The sequence below is a fragment of the Caballeronia sp. LjRoot29 genome, from assembly GCF_964252755.1.
In the GTDB taxonomy this organism is placed as follows: domain Bacteria; phylum Pseudomonadota; class Gammaproteobacteria; order Burkholderiales; family Burkholderiaceae; genus Caballeronia.
The window spans coordinates 38,079-63,853 of the sequence record NZ_CAXUPU020000013.1 but is presented as its reverse complement, the minus strand read 5'-3'; the positions used below and the strand labels follow the sequence as shown (position 1 = coordinate 63,853).

Here is a 25,775-nt window from a genome sequence, read left to right as displayed (position 1 = left end):
CTAACCCACTGAAAGCCATTCGTTGATCACACGCTCGTTCGCTGCAAGCGCGGCGGGCGTGTCGTCGAAAACGATCTTGCCATGACCCATCACGGCAACGCGCGTCGCCAGATCACGCGCCATGCTCATGCGCTGCTCGATCAACAGAATCGCCACGCCACGGTCCCGCAAACTGGCCAAGCATGAAGAAACTTGCGCCACGACCTGTGGCGCTAGCCCTTCAGTAGGTTCGTCGACGATGACGAACGACGGATCGCCCATCAACGTGCGAGCCAGCGCAAGCATTTGCTGCTCGCCTCCCGACAACATCCCGGCTTTCACGCCAGTGCGTTCTTTCAACACGGGAAAAAGCTGCTCCGCGTCGTTGATGGTGAAACGTGATCCGCCCCGCTTCGTTCCGAGCTGCAGGTTTTCTCGCACGCTCAACGTCGGGAAAACATCGCGTTGTTCCGGCACGTATCCCACGCCCATGCGCGCGATTTCATAAGGGCGTTTTCCGAGCATCGATACCCCGCGAAAATCTGCTATCCCCTGCGCGGCCACCAGTCCCATCAGCGCTTTAGCGAGCGTCGAACGGCCCGATCCGTTGCGTCCGGCCAAGGCCACGATCTCGCCTTCGCCGATACGTAGACTCACGCCATGCAGCACATGACTCGCGCCATATCCGGCGTTCAGGTTGTCGATTTCAAGCAGCGCCGTCATGACATTTCGCCAAGATAAGCTGAGCGAACCACGGGGTCCGCAGCAATGTCAGCGGGCGTTCCCGTTGCGATAATACGGCCTTGTACAAGCACTGAAATGCGATCGGCGAGTGCGAACACCGCTTCCATATCGTGCTCGACGATCAACAATGTCTTGCCCTGCGTCGTCTCGCGAATCAACGCGAGCGCTCGCGCGGCTTCGGCGCGATTCATGCCGGCGGTGGGTTCATCGAGCAACAATACGGACGCACCCGTGGCCAATGCAAGGCCCAGATCGAGCGAACGCGATTCGGCGTAGCTGAGGCTTGTGGCGAGCGCATCGCTACGATCAAGCAAGCCGATAGCCTCGATCACCCGATACGCCGCCTCGTCAATCACGCTCGAACGGAACCATCGATCCTTCCACGTCGCCGCGCGTGATCCGAGCACCGCGCAACGGACGTTATCGTGAACGGTGAGACCCGTGAATACGCTGGTGATCTGGAAGCTGCGCGCAAGGCCTTTGCGTCCCAGCCGATGCGCCGACATTCCCGTTACGTCGATGCCGTTCAACGCAACGTGCCCGCTCGTTGGTTGCGTGCGTCCCGCGATCAGGTCGAACAAAGTGGACTTGCCGGCACCGTTGGGGCCGATCAACGCATGACGCTCGCCTTCGCGAATGCTCAGATCGACGCCGCGAAGTATCTGCGTTGCACCGAAACGCTTCGTGATTTGCGTTAGTTCGAGCGCAGTGTTCATCGGGCGCTCCGGGCTTTTCGGGTGAACAGGACAGCAATCGCGGCGCTGAAGAACGCCAGGCACCAGGGAGCCGCACGCCGGCCATCAAGAAGGAAACCAGCGATGTGCGCAAGGCCGTCGCCGTGACTATCGAACTGCAGTGCGTAGGCGATTTCCATCGTTATTGCAATGGCCAGCACCCAAGCGACAGCCGCACACAATGAGAGCGCGATAACCACGCAACTCTTGCGTGAAAGCGCAGCGATAAATCCCACCAAACCCTTTGGCGCCACCACGACGACCCAAACAAAAAACAGCCCAAGATACGCCACCCACGCCGACGATACATTTCCCACCGCCAGGCTGAAAAACGTCAGCACCACGGCTCCTAACACGGGCCCAAAGAATTCTGCGGTCCCGCCGATCACCGCCGCGATCAGCACGCTTCCCGAGCGCGCGAGCCCTGCCCCTTCCGACGATGCCAGCTCCACATTGATCAGTCCCAGGCCGCCCGCCACGCCCGCAAAAAACGCAGCGACGATCACCATCATGAAGCGCACACGGCGCGGATCGAAGCCGATAGCCGCCGCGCGCACGGGGTTATCGCGAACCGCATTCGCCACGCGCACAAACGGCGTGCACGAGAAAAGGAACATCGCGACGCACGCCAGCAGACACCATCCGGCGATCAACGCGTAAGCCTGGATCGAAGGCCCGAAGTTCAAGCCGAAGATGACTGGACCACTCGCACGATCGATAGGAACACCGCCTTCGCCACCGAACCATCCCGGCACAAGCCACACGCCCGCCGCGACGAGCTCACCAATACCCAGCGTGATCATTGCGAACGTCGTACCAGCACGACGCGTCGAAAAGAAGCCGAACACAACGCCAACCAGCGCCGCCGATACGCCCGCGATCAACGGCAACAAAGGCAGCGGCACGGGGTATCGATTGAAGATTTGCGCAGCGGCGAACGCGCCAAGACCCGCATATACGGCGTGACCAAAAGACAGCAATCCTGTCTCGCCGAGCAGCAGATTGAACGAGAGCGCGAACACGATCATGGTCGCGGTTTGCGCGAGGTAGGCGAGCAGCCAGCTCTGCGATGTGAAGACTGGCGGTAACGCAAGACCCGCCACGAGCAGCAGCCATGGAAGCGCCCGACGCAAAGAGAAAGGTGCGTTAAGCATCGTCGTCGCCACGCTGGCCAAACAGTCCGCGAGGCCGCAGCGCGAGCATCGCGACGAGCAGCACATATGGCAGCACGGGCGCGATCTGCGCGACGCTCAACGAAGCCCACGCAGGCGGCAACACGGCGCCAGCAAGCTGGGCAATGCCCCCCAGCGACAACGTAGTGCCGACGGCAAACGTCTGCACGCAGCTGATCAGAAGCGATGCCACCAGCGCGCCGCCCACCGACCCCAGCCCACCGACGACCACGACAACAAACACGATAGGTCCGATGTTCTCGGCCATCGAAGGTTCGATCACGAACAACGGCGCGCCGATCACACCAGCCAGCGCCGCGAGCGCCGTGCCGGTCGCAAAGACGAGCGTAAAGACACGCGGCACATTGTGACCAAGCGTCTCGACAGTCGCCGCATGCGTGAGCGCAGCTCTCACCACGAGCCCTATCCGCGAGACCCGCAGCACGGCGTACAAAGCCAGCAGCATGGCCAGCGATACACCCATCATGAATGCGCGATAACGCGGGAATGCGGCGCCGTAGAGCGTGAACAACGGGCCATCGAGAGCAGGAGGTACAACGGCGCTAATGGGCGCAAGACCCCAGACCAGCTTCACGACCTCGGCAATCAGATAAGCCGCGCCAAACGTCAGCAGAAGCTCGGCAAGCGCACCGCGCGTTTCAATCCGGCGCAATAAAAGCCGCTCGAACAAGCCGCCGAGAGCGCCCACGAGCAGAGGTGAAACGATCAACGCAAACCAGAAGCCCCCGTGCGCCGCGAGCGCGTAACCCACATACGCGCCGAGCATATAAAAGCTCGCGTGAGCGAAGTTGAGCACGCCCATCATGCTGAAGATCAGCGTCAATCCCGCTGACAGCATGAACAGCAACAACCCGACACTCACTCCGTTCAGAAGGTTGATCGCGAGCCACTGAACGAACGAGGTCACAGATGCCACGCTATCCTAACTAACCGTTCACAAGCGGCTTGAGTGCTGCAACGAGCGTCTCGGGCAAAGGAACCGGACGGCGCGACTCGCGATCGACATAGACATGCACGAAATGCCCTTGCGCCGCGGGTTGCTCGGACTCCGCATTGAAGATACCCACTTCGTAATGCACGCTCGTCGTGCCAAGCCGTGCCACGCGCAGACCGGCATCGATACGTTCAGGAAACGCCAGCGACGCGAAGTAGCTGCAATGTGTTTCCACCACCAGCCCGATGGTCTTGCCGGCTTTCAGATCGAGCGCGCCGTGCCGGATCAGATACTCGTTCACCACCGTATCGAAGTAGCTGTAATACACCACATTGTTCACGTGGCCGTAGAGATCGTTATCGGACCAGCGCGTATCGATCGACAGGAAATGCGGATACTCCGCGCGCGTCGTGGGGACAGGGCGGCTCATGAATCAGAACGACTCCTGCAGCATCCGCCGATAATCGTCCGCACTCGCCTCGCGCGGATTCGTCTTGTGGCAATGATCGGCAAGCGCGCCCTTGATCACCTTATCGAACATGTCTTGCTCCACGCCCATTTGCGACAGGCGCGTCGGCAGGCCGAGACGCCCGGTCATGTCGTTGACGGCTTGCGCGAGATCGGCGTCGGCGGCGAGATTCATCACGCGGCGCATGCGTGCAAAACGCTTGTCGGCCACCACGCTCGGCGCGCTTTCGTTGAAGCGCAGGACGGCCGGCAGAACAACCGCATTCAGCGTGCCGTGATGGAGCCCGGTGCGCCCGTTCACGACCAGTCCGCCCAACGGATGCGACAGCGAATGCACGCATCCCAGACCTTTCTGGAACGCCATGGCGCCTTGCATCGATGCACTCATCATGTTCAGGCGCGCATCGCGATCCTGACCGTCATGCGTCGCCCGTTCAATCGACGCCCAAGCGCGCTCGAGTCCATCCAGCGCGATGCCGTCCGCCGGCGGATTGAACGCGGGTGCAAGGAACGTTTCGATGCAATGCGCGATCGCGTCCATGCCCGTTGCAGCGGTGAGCATGGCCGGCAAGCCGAGAGTCAGCGACGGATCGCACACGGCCGACTTGGGCAACAGATGCCATGAGTGAAAGCCGAGCTTGCGGCCGTCTGCGAGAATGATGATCGCCCCGCGCGCCACTTCGCTGCCGGTGCCCGAGGTCGTCGGTACGGCGATCAGCGGTGCGGCGTCGGCGGTGATCTTGTTGCTGCCGCCTTCGATGGTCGCGTATTCCGTCAGCGTACCCGGATGGGTCGCCATGATCGCGACACCTTTCGCCAGGTCGATCGACGAACCGCCGCCCACCGCGATCAAACCGTCGCAGCCTTCGCTTTTGTACAGCGCGGCGGCTTTCATCACCATGGCTTCGGTCGGGTTCGACGGGGTTTCATCGAAGATGGGAACAGCGCCCGCATCCAGGTCCAGCGCCTGGACGGTTTGCGACACCAGCCCTGCGGCCAGCACGCCTTTGTCGGTGATGATCAATGGCCGCTTGATGCCGACGCGCGTGCATTCGCTGTCGAGCATAGCGAGCGCGTCGTAACCGAGATGGATGTGGGTAACGTAGAAGATGAAGGCCATGACGAGTATCCGCAGTTGACGCAGTTAAGTGAAGCGTCAGGTATGTTAGGAGTCCAGCGGGAGTCCGTCAATCGGCGCGGACGCCATGTAGCAGCAAACGCTTATTGCCCGGGACGGTCCACATACTCCACGGCGAGACCGCGTCGACGCATCCATTCCGCCACGGCGTGACCCGTTCCCGCGCGCCAGGGCCTGAGCTTCGCCGGCTCGACCAGACGATATTCAAGCAGTTCCGGCGACAGGTTGATCGTCCCGTTCGCCTTCACGTGATACGCAATGATCAGCTCGTTCTTGCGCATGAATTCATACACGCCAACCAGTTCCACCGATTGCGCCACCAGCGATGTCTCTTCGAGCACTTCCCGCGCGATGCCCTCTTCTGGCGTCTCGCCGTTTTCGAGAAAACCGGTGATCAGCGCGAACATGCCCTCGACCCACGCCGCGTTGCGCGCGAGCAGGATCTTGCCCTCGTATTCCACGATCGCCGCGACCACCGGCAGTGGATTATTCCAGTGCACGAAGCCGCATTCCGGGTCCGGACACGCGAGCCGCACGCGCCCGCCTTCGTGGCTTGCATCGGTGCGTTCGACCAGCTTGTTGGCATCGCGTGGACAGAAATGGTAGTCGATCATGGTCGTGGGTCAGAGCATCCAAAAAGGTCACAAGAGTTAGAGAGGGGTTAGAGAGGGGTTAGAGAGGGGTTAGAGAGGGGTTAGAGAGGGGTTAGAGAGGGGTTAGAGAGGGGTTAGAGAGGGGTTAGAGAGGAGTTAGAGAGCGGTGCTAAGCGCGCGCACTTCAGCGGCGAACTGCTCCACCGTTTCCGGCAGCGTGTCCCACGCGCACATCAGCCGGCAGCCGCCCGAGCCGATGAACTGATAAAACTTCCAGCCCTTATTACGCAGCGCCTGCGCAACCGCCGGCGGCAACTCGGCGAACACCGCGTTCCCTTGCGGCGTGAACATGACCTTCACGCCTTGTATGCCTTCCAGCCGCTCGGCCATCAGTTGCGCCATCGCGTTTGCATGCCGCGCGTTGCGCAGCCATACATCGTTGTTGAGCAAACCGAGCCAGGGCGCCGAGATAAAACGCATCTTCGACGCCAGTTGCCCCGCCTGTTTCAACCGATACGCAAAGTCGACGGCCAGCGCCTTATCGAAGAAGATCACTGCTTCGCCGACCGGCAGACCGTTCTTCGTGCCGCCGAAACACAGCACGTCGACGCCCGCGCGCCACGTGATTTCCGACGGATGCACATTCAGCGACGCAACCGCGTTCGCAAACCGCGCGCCGTCCATGTGCACTTTCAGATGGCGGCGCTTCGCGATCGCCGCGATGGCGCGAATTTCTTCCACGCTGTAGACGGTGCCCACTTCGGTGGACTGCGTAAGCGTGACGACCTTGGGCTTTGGATAGTGAATATCCGCGCGACGCGTGACGATAGCTTCGATGGCATCCGGCGTCAGCTTCCCGTCGATACCCGGCGCCGTCAGCAGCTTCGATCCGCCCGAGAAAAATTCGGGGCCGCCGCATTCATCCGTTTCGATGTGTGCAAGCTCGTGGCAAATCACCGAGTGATATGACTGGCAGAGCGACGCGAGCGCCAGCGAATTGGCTGCCGTGCCGTTGAAGACGAAGAAAACTTCGCAGTCGGTCTGGAACAGGTCGCGGATGCGGTCGCACACTCCCTGCGTCCAGGAATCGTCGCCGTAAGCCGGCTCGTGGCCACTATTGTTGGCTTCGATCAGCGCGGCGAGCGCTTCGGGGCAAATGCCGGCGTAGTTATCGGAGGCGAAATGTTGCATGCGGTCAGGGGGCCGGGGCGATGGTGAATGTGGCGGTTATTTTAGCGTTTCGCGCTTGAAGACGCGGAGACGTCAATAACTGCCACGCTCGTACCAGTTCGCCCTTCGTCCACCGACCGCCTTACGACTTATTTTCCGGCGTTTTGATCGGTTCCCGCGGCCTGCTGCGCTTTCTTGTCTTTCTTGTTTGCTTCGTGGTGACCGACCGCGCATCCACCGGCGGCGCCGACCGCGCCGTGCTTGCCTGCCATATGGCCCGCCACGCCGCCTACTGCCGCACCTTCAAGACATCCTTTGGCATAGACGGCACCCGTGGCGAAAAACATGGACGAAGCGGCGACGAGTGTGACGAGAGTTCGTTTCATGAGACAGGTTCCTTTTGTAGTCAACGCGCAGAGCTGCATGCCTGCGCTGACATAGAAAGGGCAAGCCGCGTACCTGTCATTTTGCTTGCGGCTTTTGATGGTGGAATCAGGTCGGCGTGATCTGGTTCGCCTCAGACCATGAGCAACTTAGCGCAGATGCAAAAAAGCCCGTCCTGTTGTCACTCAGAACGGGCTTTTTAACGGTTGAAGCGACTGACCGGCTGAACGCTTAAAGCTTGCTCTTCACCCAGTCATTTACACCAGCCAGTGCCCCTTCCAGGTTTTCCGGCTCCGTGCCGCCCGCCTGCGCCATGTCGGGCCGTCCACCGCCCTTGCCGCCGACTTGCAGTGCGACGAAGTTCACCAGATCACCGGCTTTCACCTTCTTCGATGCCTCCGCCGTCACGCCCGCAATCAGGCTGACCTTGTTGCCGTCGACGGCTGCCAGAACAATGGCTGCGTTCTTCAGCTTGTCCTTCAATTTATCGACGGTTTCGCGCAGCGTCTTGCTATCCGCGCCCGGCAGTTGCGCCGCCAGCACGAAGACCCCGCCGATCTCGAGCGCCTGCGACACGAGTTCATCGCCTTGGCTCGAAGCAAGTTTCGACTTCAGCGCGCCGAGTTCCTTTTCCAGCGCCTTCACGTGATCCTGAACCTGCACGATGCGCTGTGTAAGTTCCGACGGCTGCGCCTTAAGCACGGCCGATGCCGCGTTGATCCGCGCATCGAGTTCCTGCACAAAGCGCACGGCGTTGTCGCCGGTGATCGCCTCCACGCGGCGAATCCCGGCCGCGACGCCGCCTTCCATCACGATCTTGAACAAGCCGATGTCACCCGTGCGCTGCACATGCGTGCCACCGCAAAGCTCACGCGAGAAACCGAGGTCGAGCACACGCACTTCGTCGCCGTATTTTTCGCCGAACAGCGCCATTGCGCCGCCCTTCACGGCTTCGTCGTACGGCATGACACGTACGATACCCGGCGCGTTTGCCAGCACTTCCGCGTTGACGATTTCTTCCACGCGACGAATCTGCTCGTCGGTCATGGGCGCGTTGTGCGCGAAGTCGAAGCGCGTCTTGTCCGGATCGACGAGCGAGCCCTTCTGTTGCACATGGCTGCCGAGTACTTCGCGCAGCGCCCGGTGCATCAAGTGCGTCGCCGAGTGATTGCGGGCGGTGCGAAGACGGCGAACCGTATCGATTTCCGCCTTCACCACGTCGCCCACTTTCAGCGTGCCCTGCTCGACGGTGCCGTGATGGCCAACGACGTCGGACTGAACCTTGAGGGTGTCGGCAACCGCGAAACGCACCGCGGCGTTCGCGAGCACGCCCTGATCGCCTGCCTGGCCGCCCGATTCGGCGTAGAACGGCGTGTGATCGAGCACGACGACGGCCTGCTGGCCGACCTGCGCTTCTTTCACCGATGTACCGTCAACGTAGAGCGCGACCACTTTGGCGTCGTCGAAAATTTGGTCTTCGTAGCCGTGGAACGTGGTTTTCGCACCCGCGTAATCCAGGCCTTGCGCCGATTTGAACTTGCCGGCCGAACGCGCTTGTTCGCGTTGACGCGCCATGGCTTCGTCGAACGCTGCTTCGTCGACGGTGATGCCGCGCTCGCGGCAAACGTCGGCGGTCAGGTCCAGCGGGAAACCGAAGGTGTCGTGCAGCTTGAACGCGAGTTCGCCGTCCAGCTGCTTCGAGCCCTTGGCGTCGAGCGTGGCAAGTTCGGTTTCAAGCATCGACATACCGTGTTCAATGGTCTCGAAGAAGCGTTCTTCTTCCTGCCGCAGAACGTCCGTGACGCGGGTTTGCGCGTCCTTGAGTTCCGGATAGGCCGAGCCCATTTCCTCGACCAGATCGGCCACGAGCTTATGGAAAAACGCGCCTTTGCGGCCGAGTTTGTAGCCGTGGCGGATAGCGCGGCGCACGATCCGGCGCAGCACATAACCGCGGCCTTCGTTGCCTGGAATCACGCCATCGACGATCAGGAACGAGCAAGCACGAATGTGGTCCGCGATCACCTTCAACGAATTGTTGGTGAGATCCGCCGTGCCCGTTTCGCGGGCGGCGGCCTTGATCAGCGTCTGAAACAGGTCGATTTCGTAGTTGCTGTGCACATGTTGGAGCACGGCGGCGAGGCGTTCGAGGCCCATGCCGGTGTCCACGCTCTGCTTGGGCAGCTTCGTCATGTTGCCCTGGACGTCGCGATTGAACTGCATGAACACGAGATTCCAGATCTCGATGAAGCGGTCGCCGTCCTCTTCCGGGGATCCCGGCGGGCCGCCCCACACTTCCGGGCCGTGGTCGTAGAACACTTCCGAGCACGGGCCGCACGGGCCGGTGTCGCCCATGGTCCAGAAGTTATCCGATGCGTAGCGCGCGCCCTTGTTGTCGCCGATGCGGATGATTCGCTCTTTCGGCACGCCGATTTCGTTTTCCCAGATGGCGAATGCTTCGTCGTCTTCCTGGTAGACCGTGACGGTGAGCTTGTCCGCGGGCAGGCCGTAGACCTTGGTGAGCAGTTCCCAGCAGTAGTGGATCGCGTCGCGCTTGAAATAGTCGCCGAACGAGAAATTGCCCAGCATTTCGAAGAACGTGTGATGACGGGCCGTGTAGCCGACGTTTTCGAGATCGTTGTGCTTGCCGCCGGCGCGGACGCTGCGCTGTGAGGTCGTGGCGCGCGAATAGGGGCGGGTCTCCGTGCCAAGGAAAACGTCCTTGAACTGAACCATGCCGGAGTTTACGAAAAGCAACGTGGGATCATTGCCCGGCACAAGGCTGGACGAGCGCACGATCGTGTGGCCCTTCGATTCAAAGAACTTGAGGAATTTCTCGCGGATGTCGGCGGCTTTCATGGCGTTCAGGTCTGCTGTTTTGTACGGTTGGTCGCTCTCGCTTGAGGGACGATGCCGGGTGCCAAAATGGGATTGTCGATTATACGGGGTTTGGGTGGGGTTTTCGCTCGCGCCGGCGGACGGGGGTGGGTTTCGGCGTGTGTAGCAAGGTGATGGGGTTGATGTGGTTGTGGGGTTGGATCAGTGCCGGGTTGGTGCTGCTTTTCAGGTCTTCGCGCGTTTAACGTTAGCTGTTTTCTTTATCACTATTAGCCACTGCGCGTGGCGGCGCTTCGTTTCTTTGTCCAAAGCGACAAATAAACGAAGCAAAGAAAACGCTTTCACCTCTCTAAAAATTAAGTGTCCACAGCGTGCAGTTTTGATTCATTGGTACCCGAAAAGCACGGTGCTCGCTAGAACCCCGGATGTGTGAAACCCTCCTTCTCGCGAATCCTGACACGGACACGCTTTGCCCCGTACGCGCTCGGGCAAGCACCATTCGCCCTGAAACCCGCACGGCCTCACCGTTTCCGTCCAGGATCCTTCTCGCTGGTTCAGTCTTCGCCGAATCTGCTCAATGCGCTCGCTGTGCTCAATCCGTTCGGTCGTGTAACCGCCGAGGACGGTTGTCGGAGCGCACGAGCCTCCTCTTACCTCACGCCTGCCCCAATCAGCCCGCCCGCCGCCGCGCCCGCCACCGTTCCGAGTGGACCGCCCGTCAATACGTAACCCAAAGCGCCGCCGGCGGCCGCTCCAATGCCCGCGTGCGCCTGCGTGCGGTTCATCGCGCACGCGGAAAATGAAGCGACAAACACGCCAATCGCCGCAACCCGTGCAACCCGAAAAGAAACCCGCGTGATCTTGTTCATCATGAAATTTTCCTTTTTGTCGTCAATACCACCCACACCCCGAACCTTTCAATTTCATTATTTCGGAACGCGAGGCTATCTTAAAATCCTCCCGTCGATGCCGACAATTCGATTTACGTCCCGTTACGCCGAATACATGCTGTATTGAAACCGCCATGATCTCGTTACAACCGCTCAACGACGGCGCGTGTCGTCCGGATGTCGCAGCCGCGCCGCACATCGCGGCTAAATCCCGGCCTGCGCTGTCCTGTCCCTCTCGCTAAGGTAGAATCGAAAGACCAGATAAGTCTTACCGAACGCAAGCCGCACGTCTTCAACGCTAGCGCCCTCGTCCGCTCTCTCTTTCTCGCATGAACACCGATCGCAACGACGCCCCGGCGGTAAACAATTTCATCCGCAATATCATTGACGAAGACAATCGCAACGACAAATGGTCGCAGCGGGTCGAAACTCGTTTTCCACCCGAGCCGAACGGCTATCTGCACATCGGTCACGCGAAGAGCATTTGCGTCAATTTCGGGATCGCGCGTGATTACGGCGGCGTCTGCCACCTTCGTTTCGACGACACAAACCCGGAAAAGGAAAGCGTCGAATACGTCGATTCCATCATCGACGCCGTCAAGTGGCTCGGCTTCGACTGGAACAAGGACGGCACCGAACACCTGTACTTCGCCAGCGACTACTACGACAAGCTCTACGAATTCGCCGAACTGCTGATCGAACGCGGCCAGGCTTATGTCGACAGCCAATCGGCCGAAGAGATGCGCCTGACGCGCGGCTCGGCCCAGGAACCCGGCAAAAATTCGCCGTTCCGCGACCGCACGCCGGAAGAAAACCTGGACCTGTTCCGCCGCATGAAAGCGGGCGAGTTCAAGGAAGGCGAGCACGTGCTGCGCGCGAAAATCGACATGGCGTCGCCGAATTTCAACATGCGCGATCCAGTCATCTACCGGATTCGTTTTGCGCATCACTACCGGACCGGCGACACGTGGTGCGTCTACCCCATGTACGACTACACGCACTGTGTGTCGGACGCGCTCGAAAACATCACGCATTCTCTGTGTACGCTCGAGTTCGAAGATCATCGTCCGCTGTACGACTGGTTCCTGAATCAACTCGCCGATGACGGCAAGTTCACCCGTCCACTGCCGCAGCAGATCGAGTTCTCCCGCCTGAACCTGACCTACGCGATCACCAGCAAGCGCAAGCTGCTGCAGCTCGTGACGGAAAATCATGTCGATGGCTGGGACGACCCGCGCATGCCGACTATCGTAGGCGTTCGGCGCCGGGGTTTCACGCCCGAAAGCATCCGGCTCATGTGCGATCGCGTGGCGGTGACGAAGGTGGATTCGTGGATCGACATGAGCGTGCTGGAAGGCGCGTTACGCGATGATCTCGACGAAAAGGCGCCCCGCGCAATCGCGGTGCTGGACCCGCTGAAGCTGATCATCGACAACTATCCGGAAGGCACGAGCGAAATGTGCAGCGCGCCGGTTCATCCGCATCATCCCGAGCGTGGCACCCGCGAATTTCCGTTTTCGCGGGAGTTGTGGATCGAGCGCGAGGACTTCCAGGAAGTGCCGAAGAAAGGCTATTTCCGTTTGTTCCCAGGCAACAAGGTGCGGCTGAAGTACGGCTTCGTCGTGGAGTGCACCGGCGCGGACAAGGATGAAAACGGCAACATCACGGCCGTGCACTGCACGTATTTCCCCGACAGCAGGTCGGGCACGGAAGGCGCGAACAGCTATAAGGTCAAGGGCACCATTCACTGGGTCAGCGCAGAAGGCGCGTATGAAGCCGAGGTACGGATCTACGACCGCCTCTTCAAAGAGCCGCAACCCGGTGCTGGCGGCGCGGAATTTCTCGATGCGCTGAACCCGGACTCGAAGCGCATCGTGCGCGCTTATCTCGAACCGGGCGCGCGTCAGGCAAACGCTGAAGATCGCTACCAGTTCGAACGCCACGGCTATTTCGTCGCTGACCGTATCGATTCGAAACCCGGCTCGCCGGTGTTCAATCGCATTGTCAGCCTGCGCGATAGCTGGACCAAGCCGGCTTAAAACCATCGGCGCGTCCCGTCGGACGCTCACACTTGTTGTGGGGGATGCTTTGCAACGCAGCTTGCCAAGGTCGTTCGTCCGCGCGTTGCGCGCGTCGCGTGCGTTGTGTTCCTTTGTGCTGCTAATCGGGGCGGTGCAAACCGCTTTCGCGGGCAATGTCGACCAGTCCTCGCCCACGTTACGCAAGATCGCCGAGAACAACGCGATTGTTCTCGGCGTGCGCGAGTCGTCGGTACCCTTCTCGTATCTCGACGCGAACGGGCACTCCATCGGCTATTCGCAGGCTATTGCACTCAAGATCGTCGACGAAGTCCGGCTTCGCCTGCAAACACCCCGGCTCGCCGTGAGCACGGTGACGGTTACGTCGGCGAACCGATTGTCGTATGTGGTGAATCACCAGATTGACCTGGAGTGCGGATCGACCGCTCATATTCGTGATCGAGAGCAATTGGTCGCGTTCTCGAACAGCATCTTCAGCTACGGCATCCGGATGGTGGTGAAGCGCAAATCCGGCATCCGCAACTACGACGATCTCACCGGCAAGACCGTATCGACAACAGCCGGCACGTCCGATGAACAGCTTCTACGGGAACTGTCACGGAACCGGAAACTGGATCTGAAGATCTTCAGCGCGAAAGACCATGCAGAAGCGTTCGATGCCGTGAAAACCGGCCGCGCTGTAGCGTTCGTCATGGACGATCCGCTGCTTTACGGAAAGATCGCCCAGGAAGGTCCGGCTCAAAACGAGTACATGGTCACGGGCGACTCGCTCGCGCACGAGTCCTACGCATGCATGATGCGCAAGGGAGACCCAATCTTCAAGAAACTGGCCGATGACGTGATTGCCGGCATGGAGCGCTCAGGCGAAGCCGAACGGCTCTACGACCGGTGGTTCATGCAGGCCATTCCCCCCGACAACATCAACCTGCGGTTCCCCTTGTCGCCGGAAATGAAAGCGATGTTCGCTAATCCCAACGATCACAGCTCCGACGACTAGCTGGTCAAGCCGCCAGCCTTCCGGCTCAGGCAAGCGTCTGGTGCAGTTCAGTCAGCGACAGCGTTGTCTGGAATAAGCGCGCGAGGCTCCGGCTTGCGAACTGATCGACGTCGATCGGCGTAACCCATCTGTACGCGTCCATTTCGGGGATCATCACACCGTCCCGACGACGCGGGAAATACGATTCGCAGACGCACTCTTCGAGCTTCACTTCGTCGTCGGTCACTCGCACCGCGAACAGATGCAGATCCTTGTCGCGGCGATAAACAAACCGCCCCAGATCCTTCAAGCGCTCTGCTTTCATCACGATGCCCGTCTCTTCCACGAGTTCCCGCAACGCCGCTTCCACGGGTTGTTCGTCCACCTCACCCTGGCCTTTCGGGATGTCCCAGTGAGAGGTCTCGGTCGCGTGGCAAAGCAACACGTCGCCTTGTGTGTTAAGAATCACAATGCCGCACGAAACTGTCCGGTCGGTCATTTAAGCGGCCTTCCAGATTGGCGATACCCCGCGACGGGAGACTTCGAGATGTTTAAAACAGGTCACTGTTTCAACAATGCCCATTTACCGCCGTCCGTCTTGCAAGCGGTCGGCGCCCAGGTCTGCGTCTGCCCCTTGGCGTGAGCCACCATGGTGAGCTTGCGGCACGTACGATCGCCGTCCTTCTTCGTATCCGACGGCGTGATCGTGCCATTGATGGCAACTGAATTACCTGCGCCTTCGTTATTCCAGTCGAGCGACTCGCCGTCTTGTTTGGTGTCGAGCGCCGAGTGCGCCGCGTTGTTGAGCGCCTGCAAGTCGCGCTGCTTCATGTAGGTGATCGGAGTGTTGTTGAGAAACCCGAGGTTGGCCGCGTGCGCCGCACCGCTGGCAAGCACGACACAGCTTGCGATCAGTTGCACAGCAAGTTTCACGGAGACGCGCTTTAGCGCGCTAGATGGATATGACATGAAACACTCTCCCTCGTTGGTATTGATATTGAGCTTCGCGGGTATCAGACAGCGTGACTGCATTATTCGCGACCATTGCCATCATCGCGTTTCAAAAAAATCCGAAACAGTCGGGATCAACTGATAAAACACGATCATCTGGCGTCGAGGATAGCATGAGGACATACGGACTTTGCAAGCGTCCAACGTCCGCCAAATGGCCATGCGCTGTGATTTTCAGAGCAAACGACGACTATCTCAGAAGTGTCTGATATTGGAATTTGAGACGGAAAACTAAGATCGAAGGCTTGTTGATTACGCCTCGATTCCGATCATGGACCTCCTCCTCGCCACCGCTCAGACTCCCACGCTCTACCAGTGGCTTTGCATCGCCATTATCGCGTGTGCAATCACGATGCCCAGGGGCCTCATAGCAATGGACCGGATGCTGGCCAGACGGCCGGAGCGGTCCGAGTGGTCAGGCTGCTCCTACGTTCCCAACCCACGTGGCGCAGCAACACGGCCGTCAATCTGGCCGCGCGTGATGACCGCCATAGGCGGCGCGTTCTGGATTGGCGCGTTGCTCACATTGGTGATTTTATGCCAGCAACTCACTCCCTAGTCTTCTCGCAATCCGACATGAATCAAGGGCAGCTTCGGCTGCCTTTTTCTATTGTCGAACAGTTTCGCATTTCCGTTTTTCGCAAACCGTCATTAGCTTCGAAGCATCGCTTATTCGACGCACAAACCCATCGCCGCTATGGTCGACGGTATCTCTTCTTCCACGTAAATCTCCATGAAAAAGCTGGGTTTGTTGTCGTCGTTATCAGGGTTATGGGTCGCCTCTGCGTTCGCTTTGTTGCCATTGTCTGCGTCGGCGCAAGATGCGGCGAATGCACCTGCAAAGCAATTGCGGATCGGTTTTCAGAAAGCCGGTTTGCTAGCCGTGCTCAAGGCCCAGGGTTCACTCGAACAAAAGCTCAAGCCGCTCGGCTATACGGTCAGCTGGTACGAGTTTCCCGCCGGGCCGCAACTGCTTGAAGCACTCAATACGAACAACATCGATTTTGGCTACACCGGCGCGCCGCCGCCCATTTTTGCGCAGGCCGCGGGTGTGAATTTTGTGTATGTCGGCGCGGAGCCGGGAGGAGAAACCAACGAGGCGCTGTTCGTGAAAGCCAACTCCCCCGTTCATTCGCTGGCCGAGCTAAAAGGCCGGCGCATCGCGCTGCAAAAGGGATCAAGTTCGAACTTCCTGCTGCTGGCGGTACTTCAGAAAGCGGGCCTGAAACTCGACGATATCCAGCCGGTTTATCTCGCGCCCGCAGACGCACGGGCGGCCTTCGAAAACGGCGATGTCGATGCGTGGATCGTCTGGGACCCATACTATGCCGCCGCGCAGAAAGCGTTGTCCGTGCGCACGCTTGCGGACTACACCGGGTTGCCGAAGCCGTTCAATTTCTACGAAGCTACGCGTAGTTTCGCCACCCAAAATCCACAGGCGGTGCGTGCCGTGATCGATCAGTTGCGAACGACCGGTGCGTGGGTCACGCAGCATCCCGCGGACACGGCGGCGTTGCTGGCGCCGAAAGTCGGACTGGATGAAGCGCTGGTGGAAACGTGGATACGCCGGGTGCCGTATGCCGCGACGCCGATCGACGAGAAGATTGTCACGACTCAGCAGGGTGTGGCGGACGCGTTCTATCGCGCGAAGCTGATTCCGAAGGCGGTGACGGTGAAGGACAACGTGTGGCAGGACCAGAACGCGCTGACTGCGCGATAGGCGAAATGTCTTTTGCAGCGATGGCGTGATCGTATGAGCACGCCCCGCTAAACATCACGCGATGCTTCGGTTTCGCACGCCCGAGGCGTTGAGACGAACCCGAGGTCCTGGTACGGCAGGAGGGACTCGAACCCCCGCCCCTCGGCTTAGAAGGCCGATGCTCTATCCAGCTGAGCTACTGCCGCAATGCAGATGATCCGGGATTTTACCTCATCGAAAGGATGCGAGGCCTCATTCCGGGGCCTCGCATCCTCCAACGCGCTTTAAAACCCTTAAACCGGTTGCTGATGCAGCATGAACCAGCCAAGACAGAACGCGCCCGCGACCACGCAATACAGCCCAAAAGCCGCCAGGCGGCCGCGGCCTTCGAAGTAACGCATCAGGAAACGCACGCTCAAGTACGCCGCGATTCCCGTCAACACGCCGCCTAGAAGGGCATCGAAGAGTTGATCCGGTGCGTGGAACAGCTTCGGCAATTCAAGCACGCCAGCCGCGAAGATGATCGGCGTACCCAGCAAGAATGAGAACTCCGCTGCTTTCTCGGAACTCATTCCAGCGCCGACGCCCGCGATAATCGTCAAGCCGCTGCGCGAAAATCCTGGGATCAGCGCGCCAATCTGCGCAAGACCAACCAGGAACGCCTGCTTGAACGTGAGGTCTTCAGGCGCACGCTCGGCACGCGCACGCGTCAACCGGTCGCCGACCCACAACAGCACGCCGTTCACCATCAACGCCGCCGCGACGATCCGCAGATCGTGGAACAGCGCCTCAAGCCGCTTTTCAAGCACCAGTCCGACGATGCCCGTCGGAATCGTGCCGATGATCAGCGCCCACATCATGTGACCATCGGCGTTCTGGCGTCCGCGCAACGAGCCGATAAACCCCTTGATCAGCGCAATCCAGCGTTTGCGGAAATACCACAGCAGCGCGAGCGCCGTGCCCAGGTGCAACGCGACCAGGAACGGCAACAACTGCGGCGCGTGTTTATCGATGTGCATCCCGATCAGGCCGGGCACCAGGAGCGTATGTCCAAGACTGCTGACCGGGAACAATTCAGTCACACCCTGGAGTACGCTCAGAAAAATCAGAAACCACAAAGTCACGCGTCGATCCTCTTTCGTTATTGGCGACAGGCACATAGCCGCGGCGGTGCAGCAACGCCCCAAGCAAACCGGGCCGATTATGCCGTTCACCAAAAGCAGCGCCAAGCTTTGCGTAATGCCTTTCGTTATCGAAAGCAAATCGTTTGGATAAAACAATATATCTGTAATAATAAAAAAAGCCCGTTGTAAGAACGGGCTTTTTATTTGACTGCTTCACATCCGCGTCACGGTCGCACCTTGTATAAAAACAGCAGCGTACCGGCGCCGAACGTGCCGAAAATAAACACTCCAAACATCATCGCCAGATCCATATCATCCTCGTCGTTCGGCAGGGCCACTTGATCGGTGTGAGACACAGACACGTCAAGGTCGAAAGATGTTTCATGCGCGTTACATCGTGCTTGCATTATCAAGGCAATGAAAGCAGCTGTGTCAGTCGCAATTTCCCCAAAAGGGTTTCCCCGTAGAATTGAGCCGCCCGTTGCAGCAGACCGTTTGTTCGTTGCACATTCGAATACTCTGCGTCCACCCAGTTTGCCCACCGCAATTTGCCGATTAATCAAGGAGACAATCGACATGTCATCCCAGCCTGAAGACATCCTGGAAATCACGTTCGATGACGCCGCTCTCGAACTCGCGCCGCGCGCGGGCGGACGGCTGATGACGTGGCGCGTCGGCGGCGAGCCCGTCATTTTCTGGCCTGCCGCGCCGGACTGGTCCAACTTCGTCAAGATCCGCGGCGGCAATCCATTGTTGTTCCCGTTTCTCGGCCGCCATTTCGTCGATGGCGAGATCGGTAAGTGGCGTGATCCGGAAGGCGTCGTGCACGACCTCCCCATGCACGGTTTCGCGCGCAACCTGCCATTCGAGCACCGCAAAGACGCCGACGGCCACGGCGTGCGCATGACGCTCGTGGACAACGATTTCACGCGCCAGGGTTATCCGTTCGCGTTTCGTTTCGAGGCGGCATACAGGCTGGTCGACGCCGTGACGCTAGACGTCGAGCTCACCACGTCGAATCCCGGCGAGGTGCCGCTGCCCTACTACGCGGGTCATCATTTCTACTTTGTCCTGCCGCACGACCAGCGCGGCATCAGCAGCCTGGAATTGCCGCGTACGGAGATTTGCCGGCAACTCGACGACGGCGCCATTTCTGACTCGCAAGCGGGCGCGGCGCGCTATGCGCTGGACGACGCGAACATCCTGGATCGATTCCATTGTTTTACCGGTCCGTCCGATCACCCGGTTCGCTTGGTCACGCCCGGTTTGAGGCGCGCGGTGAATTTCGACTTGCAGCGCCCCGACTCGGTACCCTGGTATTCGGTGACGACCTGGACGGAAGCGCCCACATCGGATTTCTACTGCGTCGAGCCGTGGGTCGGCCTTCCCGATGCCATCCACAACGGCCGCGGATTGCGGTGGCTCGCGCCGGGAAAGACCGAAACGGCGTCACTGCGGATGACCATTTCGCCGGTTTGAGACGGGAAAGAAGCAGCTCAGAAAGCCGTTCAGCCAGCGGCGACTAGCCGGCCGCGTGGGCCGCTTCTGAGGGCAGCGACGCCGGGACGGTAAAATCGGACATTTCGCCGATACGCGTCCTGGTTTGTTTGCCGCAGCGTTGTCGGTTTGTGCGGCGCTTTACGAGGTTTTGGGTTTGCTAAAAATAATTCGACGGCTGACCTGCGTGTCATTGGTCGCCGTGCTCGCCGCGTGCGGCTCCGCGCCGGTCGGACCAGGGTTTTATCGAGTTGAACGGGGCGATACGGTGTCGAAGGTGGCGCGGGCGAACCGGACATCGGTATCGAACATCGCGCGCTGGAACAATCTCACCGACCCGAACGCGATCGAAGTCGGCCAGGTGTTGCGTGTGGCGCCCCCAGCGGGAAGCGTGACGCCGGCCGGGACGTCGGCCCCGCCGGCCCGCACAAGCAGCGCGGAACCATCGGATTCGTCGCCATCGTCGTCCGCATTGGTGACGCCGGCCAGCAGCATTTCGCTCATCTGGCCGACGCAAGGCAGCGTGATCCGCGGTTTCGATGGCAAGAGTTCGAAGGGTATCGACATTGCCGGCACGGCCGGGACGCAGATCGTCGCGGCGGCTGCTGGAACGGTCGTTTATGCGGGGAACGGGCTGCGCGGTTACGGCAACCTGCTGATCGTGAAGCACAACGCCGACTACCTGACCGCCTACGCGCATAACCGCGCGCTGCTCGTGAAGGAGGGCCAGAGCATTACGCAAGGGCAACCCATCGCGGAAATGGGCGACACCGACACGAACCGCGTGATGCTGCATTTTGAATTGCGCTACAAAGGCAGTTCGATCGACCCATCGCGCTACCTGCCGGCCCGCTGACGCGCCGCTCAATTGAACACGGGCACGCTCGACGAACACGGGCGTGCCCAACTAAACACAGGGAAGAATCGATGAAATTACAAGTTTGCGCCACGACGCTTGGAAAAGTAGCCGCGACGGTTGCGGTGATGGCGGCTGCGCTGACGCTCGCTGGCTGCGCCGACTCGGCGAAGAGGACCTATCTGCCGTCCGGCGACACCGGCTTTGCGATCAATTGCAGCGGCGGCGACGCGAGTACAAGCTGGGGAGAATGCTACAAGAAGGCGGGCGAGATGTGCGGTTCGTACGGCTACGACGTGGTGTCGAAGGATGTCGACAACGGCGCGACATCGGGTGGAACAGTGGCCGGGATTTTCGGCGCGAACGTCAAGAACCGGTCGATGGTGATTCGCTGCAAGCAATAACGTCTGTGTGTTTCTTGATCGAACGGCCAACGCGCGCCAGTTGTTCACCCACCGCTAGGTTTGTTCGCGGATCCAGCGAACCCAGCAGCTGTGCGCCGCGCCACCGACCGGACAACGGGTCGATATGCGAGGAAAACACGAGCAGCGAACCCAGCGCAACTGGACAGATGGCGAGGAAAATCCAGAACAAGGTCATGATCGGGAATCGAACTCAGGAATTGGGATCATACCTTTGCGGCAAGAAGTTCGCTTAATACGCCGGCATGTTGGTCGTTTGCGTAGTAATTACGTGCCGTGGCCTTCGTTGACCAGACAGGCTTGATCCCTTGAAACGCCCTGTGCACATTGGGTTACGCGTTGATACAAGTGATCACAATCAGCCCGATTGGTGCGCTCTAGAATACGTTCAGCCTGCGACTTTCTGCGCGAACAGTCTTCGTGGGTCAGAAGCCCCGGTGTGCCCGCATCGGAGCTTCGCTCAGACATAATAAAAAAGGCCGTTTCCAATTGGAGTTGGAAACGGCCTTTTTTGCGCGCTGCGGTTTTACACGTCGTGCGTGAAAATCAATGTGATGCGTGATTGTGATCGTGGTCGTGCTGATGCGCGCTGGGATCTTCAGCGGCCTGACATGCAGGACAAATCCCCTTCAACTCAATGTCGTCCCCCGCCAGCCGATACCCGCTCGCCTCGACCTGCGACATTAGGCTCTGACGCAACTGCTTTTGCTGCTGCAACTCGGTCACGCGGCCACATTGCTGGCAAACAATCAGCACGCCGTGCTGACAATGCGTGAGGTCGTGACAGACGGTGAACGCGTTGATCGACTCGATCCGATGAATCAGCCCCGCCGACAGCAGGAAATCCAGCGCCCGATACACCGTCGGAGGCGACGCGTTCGGATGCGCTGCCCGCATTTCGTCGAGCAGTGTATAAGCTTTGGTCGCGCGGCCCGACGCCAGCAGCAATTCAAGCACGGTGCGACGAATAGGCGTGAGTTTCTGACCCCGCTCGCGACAATAATCGTCGGCCATCGTGACCGCCGCCTGAAGCGCGTCGGCGGACGAATGGGCGTGAGACGGGGTGTCGTTGGCGGGCGTGTTCATAGGCGGATTATACGCTGCGGCATGAGGACCAAGCCGGGCCCCATCGTGGCGGCTGAATACAGCGTTATTGCGGCTGTTCAGGCGCGGCCGGCGCGATGATCATGACGGGCGGCGTGGTATCGGTGGGCACGCCTTTGTAATCGGGCGGATCTTGCGGTGGTGAGTGGTGAGGCACGGTTGCGTCGGCGCAAGCAGACAAAACCAGGGAGCAGAGTAGCAAAGCAGCAAGACGCGGCATGGACGGCCCGGAAATAAAGTTCAGGTACAAAGACGAAGGGGGAACGCAGAAGATTAAACGATATCGGGAATTTGCGACGGAACGGCAACGCTGGGCGGCCATGCCCTTGGCACATAAAAGCCGCGCCAGAAAAGGCAAAGGGGTCACGAGTTAAACTCGTGACCCCTTCATTTGAAACGTGGTCGGAGCGAAAGGATTCGAACCTTCGACCCTCTGATCCCAAATCAGATGCGCTACCAGGCTGCGCTACGCTCCGACAAGAACGAGATGATAGCGTTTTACCTGAACCCGCGCAATCGAAACTATTGGATGCCATGTTGAACCCAACGCCATAGCACGTTCGCAGCGGCGACCAGTCCACATTGCAAATCTTACGCACCACCCAAAAGGAGACATTCGATGGACCTCATTCTCTGGCGTCACGCCGAAGCAGAAGACCAGGCGGCGAGCGATCTCGCCCGCCAACTGACGCCGCGCGGCATGAAGCAGGCTCAGGCGGCGGCGAAGTGGCTGAAGAGCCGCTTAGGCGACGATGCAGTGTTTCTCGTCAGCCCCGCCACCCGCACGATCCAGACGATGGAAGCTTTCGGCGACCAGTATCGAGTAGTGAAGGAACTGGCGCCGGGCGGCAGCGCCCAGGCCGTGCTGGATGCAGCGGAGTGGCCGCGCGGCGTCGCGGAAACGGTGGTTGTCGTCGGACATCAACCGACTCTCGGGCGCGTCGCGGCATCGCTGATGACCGGCCATGAAGCCGAATGGACCCTGAAGAAAAGCGGCATCTGGTGGTTCCAGCAACGCTCCCGCGCGGGCGACGATCAAGTCGTGCTGCGTGCAGTGACAAGCCCCGACTTGTTGTAGATGTAGCGTGTAGCTAGTCGACAGTAACAACCGAAACAAGAGCAGCAACAGCAGAAACAGCCCCCCCAAGGCGGCAAACCCGTGGCTTCGCGGTGACGCTTCATTGAATCGTCATGGTCGCGCCATGCGAGCGTCATTCGGAATACTTACATTGGCTGACATTAATACGTCAGCCAAATCCACTTGGGGGTTGCCAATGCAGAAATCGACGACGCTCGCTTCATTGAGCACATCGAATGGACTGAGCGGGTCTGGTGGCTCGAACGTTAGCGAATTCTGCCGGCACTTGCCGAGCGCGGCGGAGACGGTAACGGGGCAACATCGGCTGCGGGTATCGTGGGCGCATTCCGAAGCTGAATTGCGTGAAGCGCAGCGTCTTCGGTACCGCGTGTTTGCCGACGAAATGGGCGCACAACTGAAGGGTCCGGCGGGCTTGGACGTCGATGCATTCGATGCCTATTGCGACCACTTGCTGGTCCGCGACCTGAACACGTTGAAGGTAGTGGGAACGTATCGCGTCCTGCCGCCGCATCAGGCGGCGCGCGCCGGACGCCTGTATGCCGAGAGCGAATTCGATGTCTCCCGTCTCGCGCACTTGCGCCCGAAGCTGGTGGAACTCGGCCGCTCGTGCGTACATGCGGACTACCGCAGCGGTGGCGTGATCATGTCGTTGTGGGGCGGCCTGGCCGCATACATGAAGCAGAACGGCTACGAGACCATGCTGGGTTGCGCCAGCGTCGCGATGGCGGACGGCGGGCATTACGCTGCAGATCTGTACGAGGGCCTGGAGAAGGAAGCGCTGACATCGCCGGAATACCGGGCATTTGCGCATACGCCGTTGCCGGTGCAGGAACTGCGGACCGGCGCCACGGTAGCGCCACCGCCTTTGCTGAAGGGCTATTTGCGCCTGGGCGCGAAAATCTGCGGCGCGCCGGCATGGGATCCCGATTTCAACACGGCGGACTTTTTGACGTTGCTGCGTATATCGGAGATTGGGGATCGTTACGCGCGCCACTTCATGGCCGACTGACAGCGTCGACGAGCAATAGACAGCAGAAGAGACCAGGCGCGCCAGCGATATACCGATCAACCAACCCTGCTGGCGCGATTGCGCTTTTATTCAAGTATTCAAGCGCAAGAAAAAGCTTCGAAGTCCGTACTACTTAGGCGCTAAAAAAGGCGATGACCTAAAGAAGCCATCGCCTCATCTCAGGAACGCTCAAACACCCGTATATACCACCCGATACGGCTTGCCGATCTTCTCCCACTCAGCCGCTTCCTGAACGAGGCTGTAGTCAGTGAGCGGATTCAGTGCGACCCACGCGTTGGGCAGGCGCACATCGAACCCGCCGTTGGCTTGCGAGACCTGGATAGCCGGAAACCCGACATCGGCCCGCCGCCGGCAAAGCAGCGCCCCAAGCCGCAGGCAAAACAGCAAAGTCCAGTCGACATCGCGAGCCTGCGAAAGCTTGCCCAACTTGCCGACATGCCCCAGCACCAGGCCGGCTAACCGGGCCTGATCGGTTCTCGAGAACCCGGGCATATCCGCATGACTCGCGATATACGCGGAATGCTTGTGATAAGCGCTATGCGAGATAGAAAGCCCGATCTCGTGCAATGCCGCCGACCATCCGAGGAACATGCGATTTTCTATCCGCCGTTCCGGATCTGTATCGCCGCCTTCGAGTTGTTCATAGAAACTGATTGCCAGCTCGGCAATCCGGTTTGATTGCTCGCCGTCCACCGCATAGCGCCGCTTGAAACCTTCCACCGTGACCGTGCGCATGTCCTGGTGCTGCGTGCGTCCCAGCAGGTCGTAGAGCACGCCGAGTCGCAACGCGCCGTCGGTGGTATCGACATAATCAACGCCCAGTTCTTCGAACACGCCGAGCATGATCGACAAGCCGCCCGCGAGTACCGGAATCCGGTCAGCCTTCAACGCGATCAACTTCAGCCGGTTCACGTTCTCGGCCTTGATCAGCGCTCTTTTCAGCCGTTCCAGGCCGCCACGCGAAATGCCGTGTGTGATGCCGGGATCGTTGAAACCATTCGCTTCGATCAACTCGGCCAGCGCGCGCGCCGTACCCGACGATCCAATTGCCTGATCCCAGCCGGTCTGTTTGTATTCGCTCGAGATAATCTCGATTTCGCGCTTGGCGGCGAGTTCGGCTTGCCGCATGGAATATTCATCAACATTACCGGCTGCAAAAAACTGCCGGCTATGGCTCACGCAGCCTATATACAGGCTCTCCATATGGATGGGCGTATAGTGCGAGCCGATAATAAATTCCGTCGATCCCCCGCCGATATCGACCACCAGCCGCTTGCCCGCGCTTGCCGGCACTGAATGCGCAGCGCCCGCATAAATAAGGCGCGCTTCTTCGCGGCCGGCAATCACTTCAATAGGAAAACCAAGCGCGTTCTGCGCTTCGGCCAGGAATTCGTCGGCGTTCTTGGCGACGCGCAATGTATTGGTCGCGACCGCGCGCACGTGGTCGGGATGGAAGTCCCGCAGCCGTTCGCCGAACCGTTTCAATGCATCCCAGCCGCGCAGTTGCGAGGCCCGGTCAAGGAATTTGTCCCGTGACAATCCCGCCGCAAGCCGCACGGGTTCACGTAGCGCGTCGACCTGATAGATCGGGCTGCCGGAAGGCGTCTCCTCGACGCGACCGACGATCAGCCTGAAGCTGTTCGATCCGAGATCTACGGCTGCCAAAAGATGAGGGGGGTTGACCATCGATTTTCCAGGTTCCGTAGGGTTGTGCCCGCTGGCGTCTTATCGCTCCAACGGTCGGGCAGCATTTGAACACGCCGCGCCGCAGCAGCGCGCCAATTTTAAGTCCAAGCGGACGACTGTGCTGGTCTTGCAAACAATCCAGTGCAGCAAACTGCGCCGATGAATCCGCT

Annotated in this window: 28 protein-coding genes and 2 tRNA genes; 9 read left to right on the top strand and 21 right to left on the bottom strand. The window is 59.8% G+C overall.

The window, feature by feature from the left end; genetic code table 11:
• The 11 genes from ACSQ83_RS16410 to ACSQ83_RS16360 form a co-directional block, all read right to left on the bottom strand.
• Nucleotides 1-702 (bottom strand): ABC transporter ATP-binding protein, encoded by a 702-nt coding sequence (locus ACSQ83_RS16410; RefSeq protein WP_414952253.1) that lies wholly within the window; start codon nt 700-702, stop codon nt 1-3.
• Complete coding sequence (locus ACSQ83_RS16405; protein WP_436228882.1) at nt 699-1,439, bottom strand: ABC transporter ATP-binding protein; 741 nt, start codon at nt 1,437-1,439, stop codon at nt 699-701. Before ACSQ83_RS16405 ends, ACSQ83_RS16410 begins: the two co-directional genes overlap by 4 nt.
• Entirely contained in the window at nt 1,436-2,611 is a 1,176-nt protein-coding gene (locus ACSQ83_RS16400; RefSeq protein WP_436228881.1) for a branched-chain amino acid ABC transporter permease, read from the bottom strand. Before ACSQ83_RS16400 ends, ACSQ83_RS16405 begins: the two co-directional genes overlap by 4 nt.
• Nucleotides 2,604-3,557, bottom strand: a complete 954-nt coding sequence (locus tag ACSQ83_RS16395; protein WP_436228937.1) for a branched-chain amino acid ABC transporter permease — start codon at nt 3,555-3,557, stop codon at nt 2,604-2,606. The genes ACSQ83_RS16400 and ACSQ83_RS16395 overlap by 8 nt, the downstream gene beginning before the upstream one ends.
• Before the next feature lie 19 nt (nt 3,558-3,576).
• Nucleotides 3,577-4,014 carry an acyl-CoA thioesterase gene (locus ACSQ83_RS16390; protein WP_414952250.1) on the bottom strand — a complete coding sequence of 146 codons (438 nt, stop codon included), beginning with the start codon at nt 4,012-4,014 and terminating at the stop codon, nt 3,577-3,579.
• A gap of 3 nt (nt 4,015-4,017) precedes the next feature.
• Nucleotides 4,018-5,172: an iron-containing alcohol dehydrogenase gene (locus ACSQ83_RS16385; RefSeq protein WP_436228880.1), complete on the bottom strand. Its 1,155-nt coding sequence runs from the start codon at nt 5,170-5,172 to the stop codon at nt 4,018-4,020.
• Between the two features lie 101 nt (nt 5,173-5,273).
• Nucleotides 5,274-5,804 carry an NUDIX domain-containing protein gene (locus ACSQ83_RS16380; protein ID WP_414952248.1) on the bottom strand — a complete coding sequence of 177 codons (531 nt, stop codon included), beginning with the start codon at nt 5,802-5,804 and terminating at the stop codon, nt 5,274-5,276.
• Between the two features lie 135 nt (nt 5,805-5,939).
• Complete coding sequence (locus tag ACSQ83_RS16375; RefSeq protein ID WP_414952247.1) at nt 5,940-6,974, bottom strand: threonine aldolase family protein; 1,035 nt, start codon at nt 6,972-6,974, stop codon at nt 5,940-5,942.
• 128 nt (nt 6,975-7,102) lie between these two features.
• Nucleotides 7,103-7,339 carry a hypothetical protein gene (locus ACSQ83_RS16370; protein ID WP_414952246.1) on the bottom strand — a complete coding sequence of 79 codons (237 nt, stop codon included), beginning with the start codon at nt 7,337-7,339 and terminating at the stop codon, nt 7,103-7,105.
• A gap of 229 nt (nt 7,340-7,568) precedes the next feature.
• Nucleotides 7,569-10,193: an alanine--tRNA ligase gene (gene alaS, locus ACSQ83_RS16365; protein ID WP_436228879.1), complete on the bottom strand. Its 2,625-nt coding sequence runs from the start codon at nt 10,191-10,193 to the stop codon at nt 7,569-7,571.
• 629 nt (nt 10,194-10,822) lie between these two features.
• Nucleotides 10,823-11,044, bottom strand: a complete 222-nt coding sequence (locus ACSQ83_RS16360; RefSeq protein ID WP_436228878.1) for an ornithine acetyltransferase — start codon at nt 11,042-11,044, stop codon at nt 10,823-10,825.
• Nucleotides 11,045-11,391: 347 nt separating this feature from the next.
• Here ACSQ83_RS16360 and ACSQ83_RS16355 point away from each other — a divergent pair, with 347 nt between their 5' ends.
• Nucleotides 11,392-13,101, top strand: coding sequence for a glutamine--tRNA ligase/YqeY domain fusion protein (locus tag ACSQ83_RS16355; RefSeq protein WP_436228877.1), 1,710 nt, complete (start codon nt 11,392-11,394; stop codon nt 13,099-13,101).
• Between the two features lie 103 nt (nt 13,102-13,204).
• On the top strand, nt 13,205-14,098 hold the full coding sequence (locus tag ACSQ83_RS16350) for a transporter substrate-binding domain-containing protein (protein ID WP_436228936.1): 894 nt from the start codon (nt 13,205-13,207) through the stop codon (nt 14,096-14,098).
• A gap of 25 nt (nt 14,099-14,123) precedes the next feature.
• Here the strand turns inward: ACSQ83_RS16350 and ACSQ83_RS16345 are convergent, their stop codons facing one another.
• Nucleotides 14,124-14,576 carry an NUDIX domain-containing protein gene (locus tag ACSQ83_RS16345; RefSeq protein ID WP_414952241.1) on the bottom strand — a complete coding sequence of 151 codons (453 nt, stop codon included), beginning with the start codon at nt 14,574-14,576 and terminating at the stop codon, nt 14,124-14,126.
• Between the two features lie 62 nt (nt 14,577-14,638).
• A complete protein-coding gene (locus ACSQ83_RS16340; protein ID WP_414952240.1) occupies nt 14,639-15,046 on the bottom strand; it encodes an RT0821/Lpp0805 family surface protein in 408 nt (135 codons plus the stop codon).
• Nucleotides 15,047-15,359: 313 nt separating this feature from the next.
• Between ACSQ83_RS16340 and ACSQ83_RS16335 the strand changes: the two genes are divergently transcribed.
• A complete protein-coding gene (locus ACSQ83_RS16335; protein ID WP_414952239.1) occupies nt 15,360-15,647 on the top strand; it encodes a hypothetical protein in 288 nt (95 codons plus the stop codon).
• A gap of 174 nt (nt 15,648-15,821) precedes the next feature.
• The gene (locus tag ACSQ83_RS16330; RefSeq protein WP_436228876.1) at nt 15,822-16,808 is read left to right on the top strand and encodes a sulfonate ABC transporter substrate-binding protein; all 987 of its coding nucleotides are present in this window, start codon (nt 15,822-15,824) and stop codon (nt 16,806-16,808) included.
• Between the two features lie 108 nt (nt 16,809-16,916).
• Here ACSQ83_RS16330 and ACSQ83_RS16325 read toward each other — a convergent pair.
• The 4 genes from ACSQ83_RS16325 to ACSQ83_RS16310 all read right to left on the bottom strand — a co-directional run bounded on the left by ACSQ83_RS16325 (nt 16,917) and on the right by ACSQ83_RS16310 (nt 18,489).
• Nucleotides 16,917-16,993, bottom strand: a tRNA-Arg gene (locus tag ACSQ83_RS16325).
• Between the two features lie 87 nt (nt 16,994-17,080).
• Nucleotides 17,081-17,911, bottom strand: coding sequence for an undecaprenyl-diphosphate phosphatase (locus tag ACSQ83_RS16320; protein WP_414953850.1), 831 nt, complete (start codon nt 17,909-17,911; stop codon nt 17,081-17,083).
• A complete protein-coding gene (locus tag ACSQ83_RS16315; RefSeq protein ID WP_436228875.1) occupies nt 17,862-18,128 on the bottom strand; it encodes a hypothetical protein in 267 nt (88 codons plus the stop codon). Before ACSQ83_RS16315 ends, ACSQ83_RS16320 begins: the two co-directional genes overlap by 50 nt.
• Nucleotides 18,129-18,135: 7 nt before the next feature.
• The gene (locus tag ACSQ83_RS16310) at nt 18,136-18,489 is read right to left on the bottom strand and encodes a hypothetical protein (protein ID WP_414953852.1); all 354 of its coding nucleotides are present in this window, start codon (nt 18,487-18,489) and stop codon (nt 18,136-18,138) included.
• On the opposite strand from ACSQ83_RS16310, the gene ACSQ83_RS16305 reads away from it, so the two are divergent.
• The 3 genes from ACSQ83_RS16305 to ACSQ83_RS16295 all read left to right on the top strand — a co-directional run bounded on the left by ACSQ83_RS16305 (nt 18,488) and on the right by ACSQ83_RS16295 (nt 20,668).
• Complete coding sequence (locus ACSQ83_RS16305; protein ID WP_436228874.1) at nt 18,488-19,390, top strand: aldose epimerase; 903 nt, start codon at nt 18,488-18,490, stop codon at nt 19,388-19,390. The genes ACSQ83_RS16310 and ACSQ83_RS16305 overlap by 2 nt on opposite strands.
• A 175-nt stretch (nt 19,391-19,565) precedes the next feature.
• Nucleotides 19,566-20,264, top strand: coding sequence for a peptidoglycan DD-metalloendopeptidase family protein (locus ACSQ83_RS16300; RefSeq protein ID WP_436228873.1), 699 nt, complete (start codon nt 19,566-19,568; stop codon nt 20,262-20,264).
• 128 nt (nt 20,265-20,392) lie between these two features.
• Entirely contained in the window at nt 20,393-20,668 is a 276-nt protein-coding gene (locus tag ACSQ83_RS16295) for a hypothetical protein (RefSeq protein WP_414953882.1), read from the top strand.
• A gap of 564 nt (nt 20,669-21,232) precedes the next feature.
• On the opposite strand, the gene ACSQ83_RS16290 is transcribed toward ACSQ83_RS16295, so the two are convergent.
• The 3 genes from ACSQ83_RS16290 to ACSQ83_RS16280 all read right to left on the bottom strand — a co-directional run bounded on the left by ACSQ83_RS16290 (nt 21,233) and on the right by ACSQ83_RS16280 (nt 22,266).
• The gene (locus tag ACSQ83_RS16290) at nt 21,233-21,772 is read right to left on the bottom strand and encodes a transcriptional repressor (protein WP_436228872.1); all 540 of its coding nucleotides are present in this window, start codon (nt 21,770-21,772) and stop codon (nt 21,233-21,235) included.
• A 64-nt stretch (nt 21,773-21,836) separates the two neighbouring features.
• On the bottom strand, nt 21,837-22,157 hold the full coding sequence (locus ACSQ83_RS16285; protein ID WP_436228871.1) for a hypothetical protein: 321 nt from the start codon (nt 22,155-22,157) through the stop codon (nt 21,837-21,839).
• Between the two features lie 32 nt (nt 22,158-22,189).
• A tRNA-Pro gene (locus tag ACSQ83_RS16280) sits at nt 22,190-22,266 on the bottom strand.
• Nucleotides 22,267-22,409: 143 nt separating this feature from the next.
• Between ACSQ83_RS16280 and sixA the strand changes: the two genes are divergently transcribed.
• Both sixA and ACSQ83_RS16270 read left to right on the top strand, forming a co-directional pair.
• The gene (gene sixA / locus ACSQ83_RS16275; RefSeq protein ID WP_414953857.1) at nt 22,410-22,868 is read left to right on the top strand and encodes a phosphohistidine phosphatase SixA; all 459 of its coding nucleotides are present in this window, start codon (nt 22,410-22,412) and stop codon (nt 22,866-22,868) included.
• Between the two features lie 196 nt (nt 22,869-23,064).
• Nucleotides 23,065-23,898: a GNAT family N-acetyltransferase gene (locus ACSQ83_RS16270; RefSeq protein ID WP_414953858.1), complete on the top strand. Its 834-nt coding sequence runs from the start codon at nt 23,065-23,067 to the stop codon at nt 23,896-23,898.
• Between the two features lie 189 nt (nt 23,899-24,087).
• On the opposite strand, the gene ppx is transcribed toward ACSQ83_RS16270, so the two are convergent.
• Complete coding sequence (ppx, locus tag ACSQ83_RS16265; RefSeq protein WP_414953859.1) at nt 24,088-25,605, bottom strand: exopolyphosphatase; 1,518 nt, start codon at nt 25,603-25,605, stop codon at nt 24,088-24,090.
• Between the last annotated feature and the right edge of the window lie 170 nt (nt 25,606-25,775).

Bases quoted from the DNA above. Each gene is read 5' to 3' on its own strand.
- ACSQ83_RS16410 (WP_414952253.1), bottom strand. From the start codon at position 702: ATGACGGCGCTGCTTGAAATCGACAACCTGAACGCCGGATATGGCGCG.
- ACSQ83_RS16405 (WP_436228882.1), bottom strand. From the start codon at position 1,439: ATGAACACTGCGCTCGAACTAACGCAAATCACGAAGCGTTTCGGTGCA.
- ACSQ83_RS16400 (WP_436228881.1), bottom strand. From the start codon at position 2,611: ATGCTTAACGCACCTTTCTCTTTGCGTCGGGCGCTTCCATGGCTGCTG.
- ACSQ83_RS16390 (WP_414952250.1), bottom strand. From the start codon at position 4,014: ATGAGCCGCCCTGTCCCCACGACGCGCGCGGAGTATCCGCATTTCCTG.
- ACSQ83_RS16385 (WP_436228880.1), bottom strand. From the start codon at position 5,172: ATGGCCTTCATCTTCTACGTTACCCACATCCATCTCGGTTACGACGCG.
- ACSQ83_RS16380 (WP_414952248.1), bottom strand. From the start codon at position 5,804: ATGATCGACTACCATTTCTGTCCACGCGATGCCAACAAGCTGGTCGAA.
- ACSQ83_RS16375 (WP_414952247.1), bottom strand. From the start codon at position 6,974: ATGCAACATTTCGCCTCCGATAACTACGCCGGCATTTGCCCCGAAGCG.
- ACSQ83_RS16370 (WP_414952246.1), bottom strand. From the start codon at position 7,339: ATGAAACGAACTCTCGTCACACTCGTCGCCGCTTCGTCCATGTTTTTC.
- alaS (WP_436228879.1), bottom strand. From the start codon at position 10,193: ATGAAAGCCGCCGACATCCGCGAGAAATTCCTCAAGTTCTTTGAATCG.
- ACSQ83_RS16360 (WP_436228878.1), bottom strand. From the start codon at position 11,044: ATGATGAACAAGATCACGCGGGTTTCTTTTCGGGTTGCACGGGTTGCG.
- ACSQ83_RS16355 (WP_436228877.1), top strand. From the start codon at position 11,392: ATGAACACCGATCGCAACGACGCCCCGGCGGTAAACAATTTCATCCGC.
- ACSQ83_RS16345 (WP_414952241.1), bottom strand. From the start codon at position 14,576: ATGACCGACCGGACAGTTTCGTGCGGCATTGTGATTCTTAACACACAA.
- ACSQ83_RS16340 (WP_414952240.1), bottom strand. From the start codon at position 15,046: ATGTCATATCCATCTAGCGCGCTAAAGCGCGTCTCCGTGAAACTTGCT.
- ACSQ83_RS16335 (WP_414952239.1), top strand. From the start codon at position 15,360: ATGGACCTCCTCCTCGCCACCGCTCAGACTCCCACGCTCTACCAGTGG.
- ACSQ83_RS16330 (WP_436228876.1), top strand. From the start codon at position 15,822: ATGAAAAAGCTGGGTTTGTTGTCGTCGTTATCAGGGTTATGGGTCGCC.
- ACSQ83_RS16305 (WP_436228874.1), top strand. From the start codon at position 18,488: ATGTCATCCCAGCCTGAAGACATCCTGGAAATCACGTTCGATGACGCC.
- ACSQ83_RS16310 (WP_414953852.1), bottom strand. From the start codon at position 18,489: ATGTCGATTGTCTCCTTGATTAATCGGCAAATTGCGGTGGGCAAACTG.
- ACSQ83_RS16295 (WP_414953882.1), top strand. From the start codon at position 20,393: ATGGCGGCTGCGCTGACGCTCGCTGGCTGCGCCGACTCGGCGAAGAGG.
- ACSQ83_RS16290 (WP_436228872.1), bottom strand. From the start codon at position 21,772: ATGAACACGCCCGCCAACGACACCCCGTCTCACGCCCATTCGTCCGCC.
- sixA (WP_414953857.1), top strand. From the start codon at position 22,410: ATGGACCTCATTCTCTGGCGTCACGCCGAAGCAGAAGACCAGGCGGCG.
- ACSQ83_RS16270 (WP_414953858.1), top strand. From the start codon at position 23,065: ATGCAGAAATCGACGACGCTCGCTTCATTGAGCACATCGAATGGACTG.
- ppx (WP_414953859.1), bottom strand. From the start codon at position 25,605: ATGGTCAACCCCCCTCATCTTTTGGCAGCCGTAGATCTCGGATCGAAC.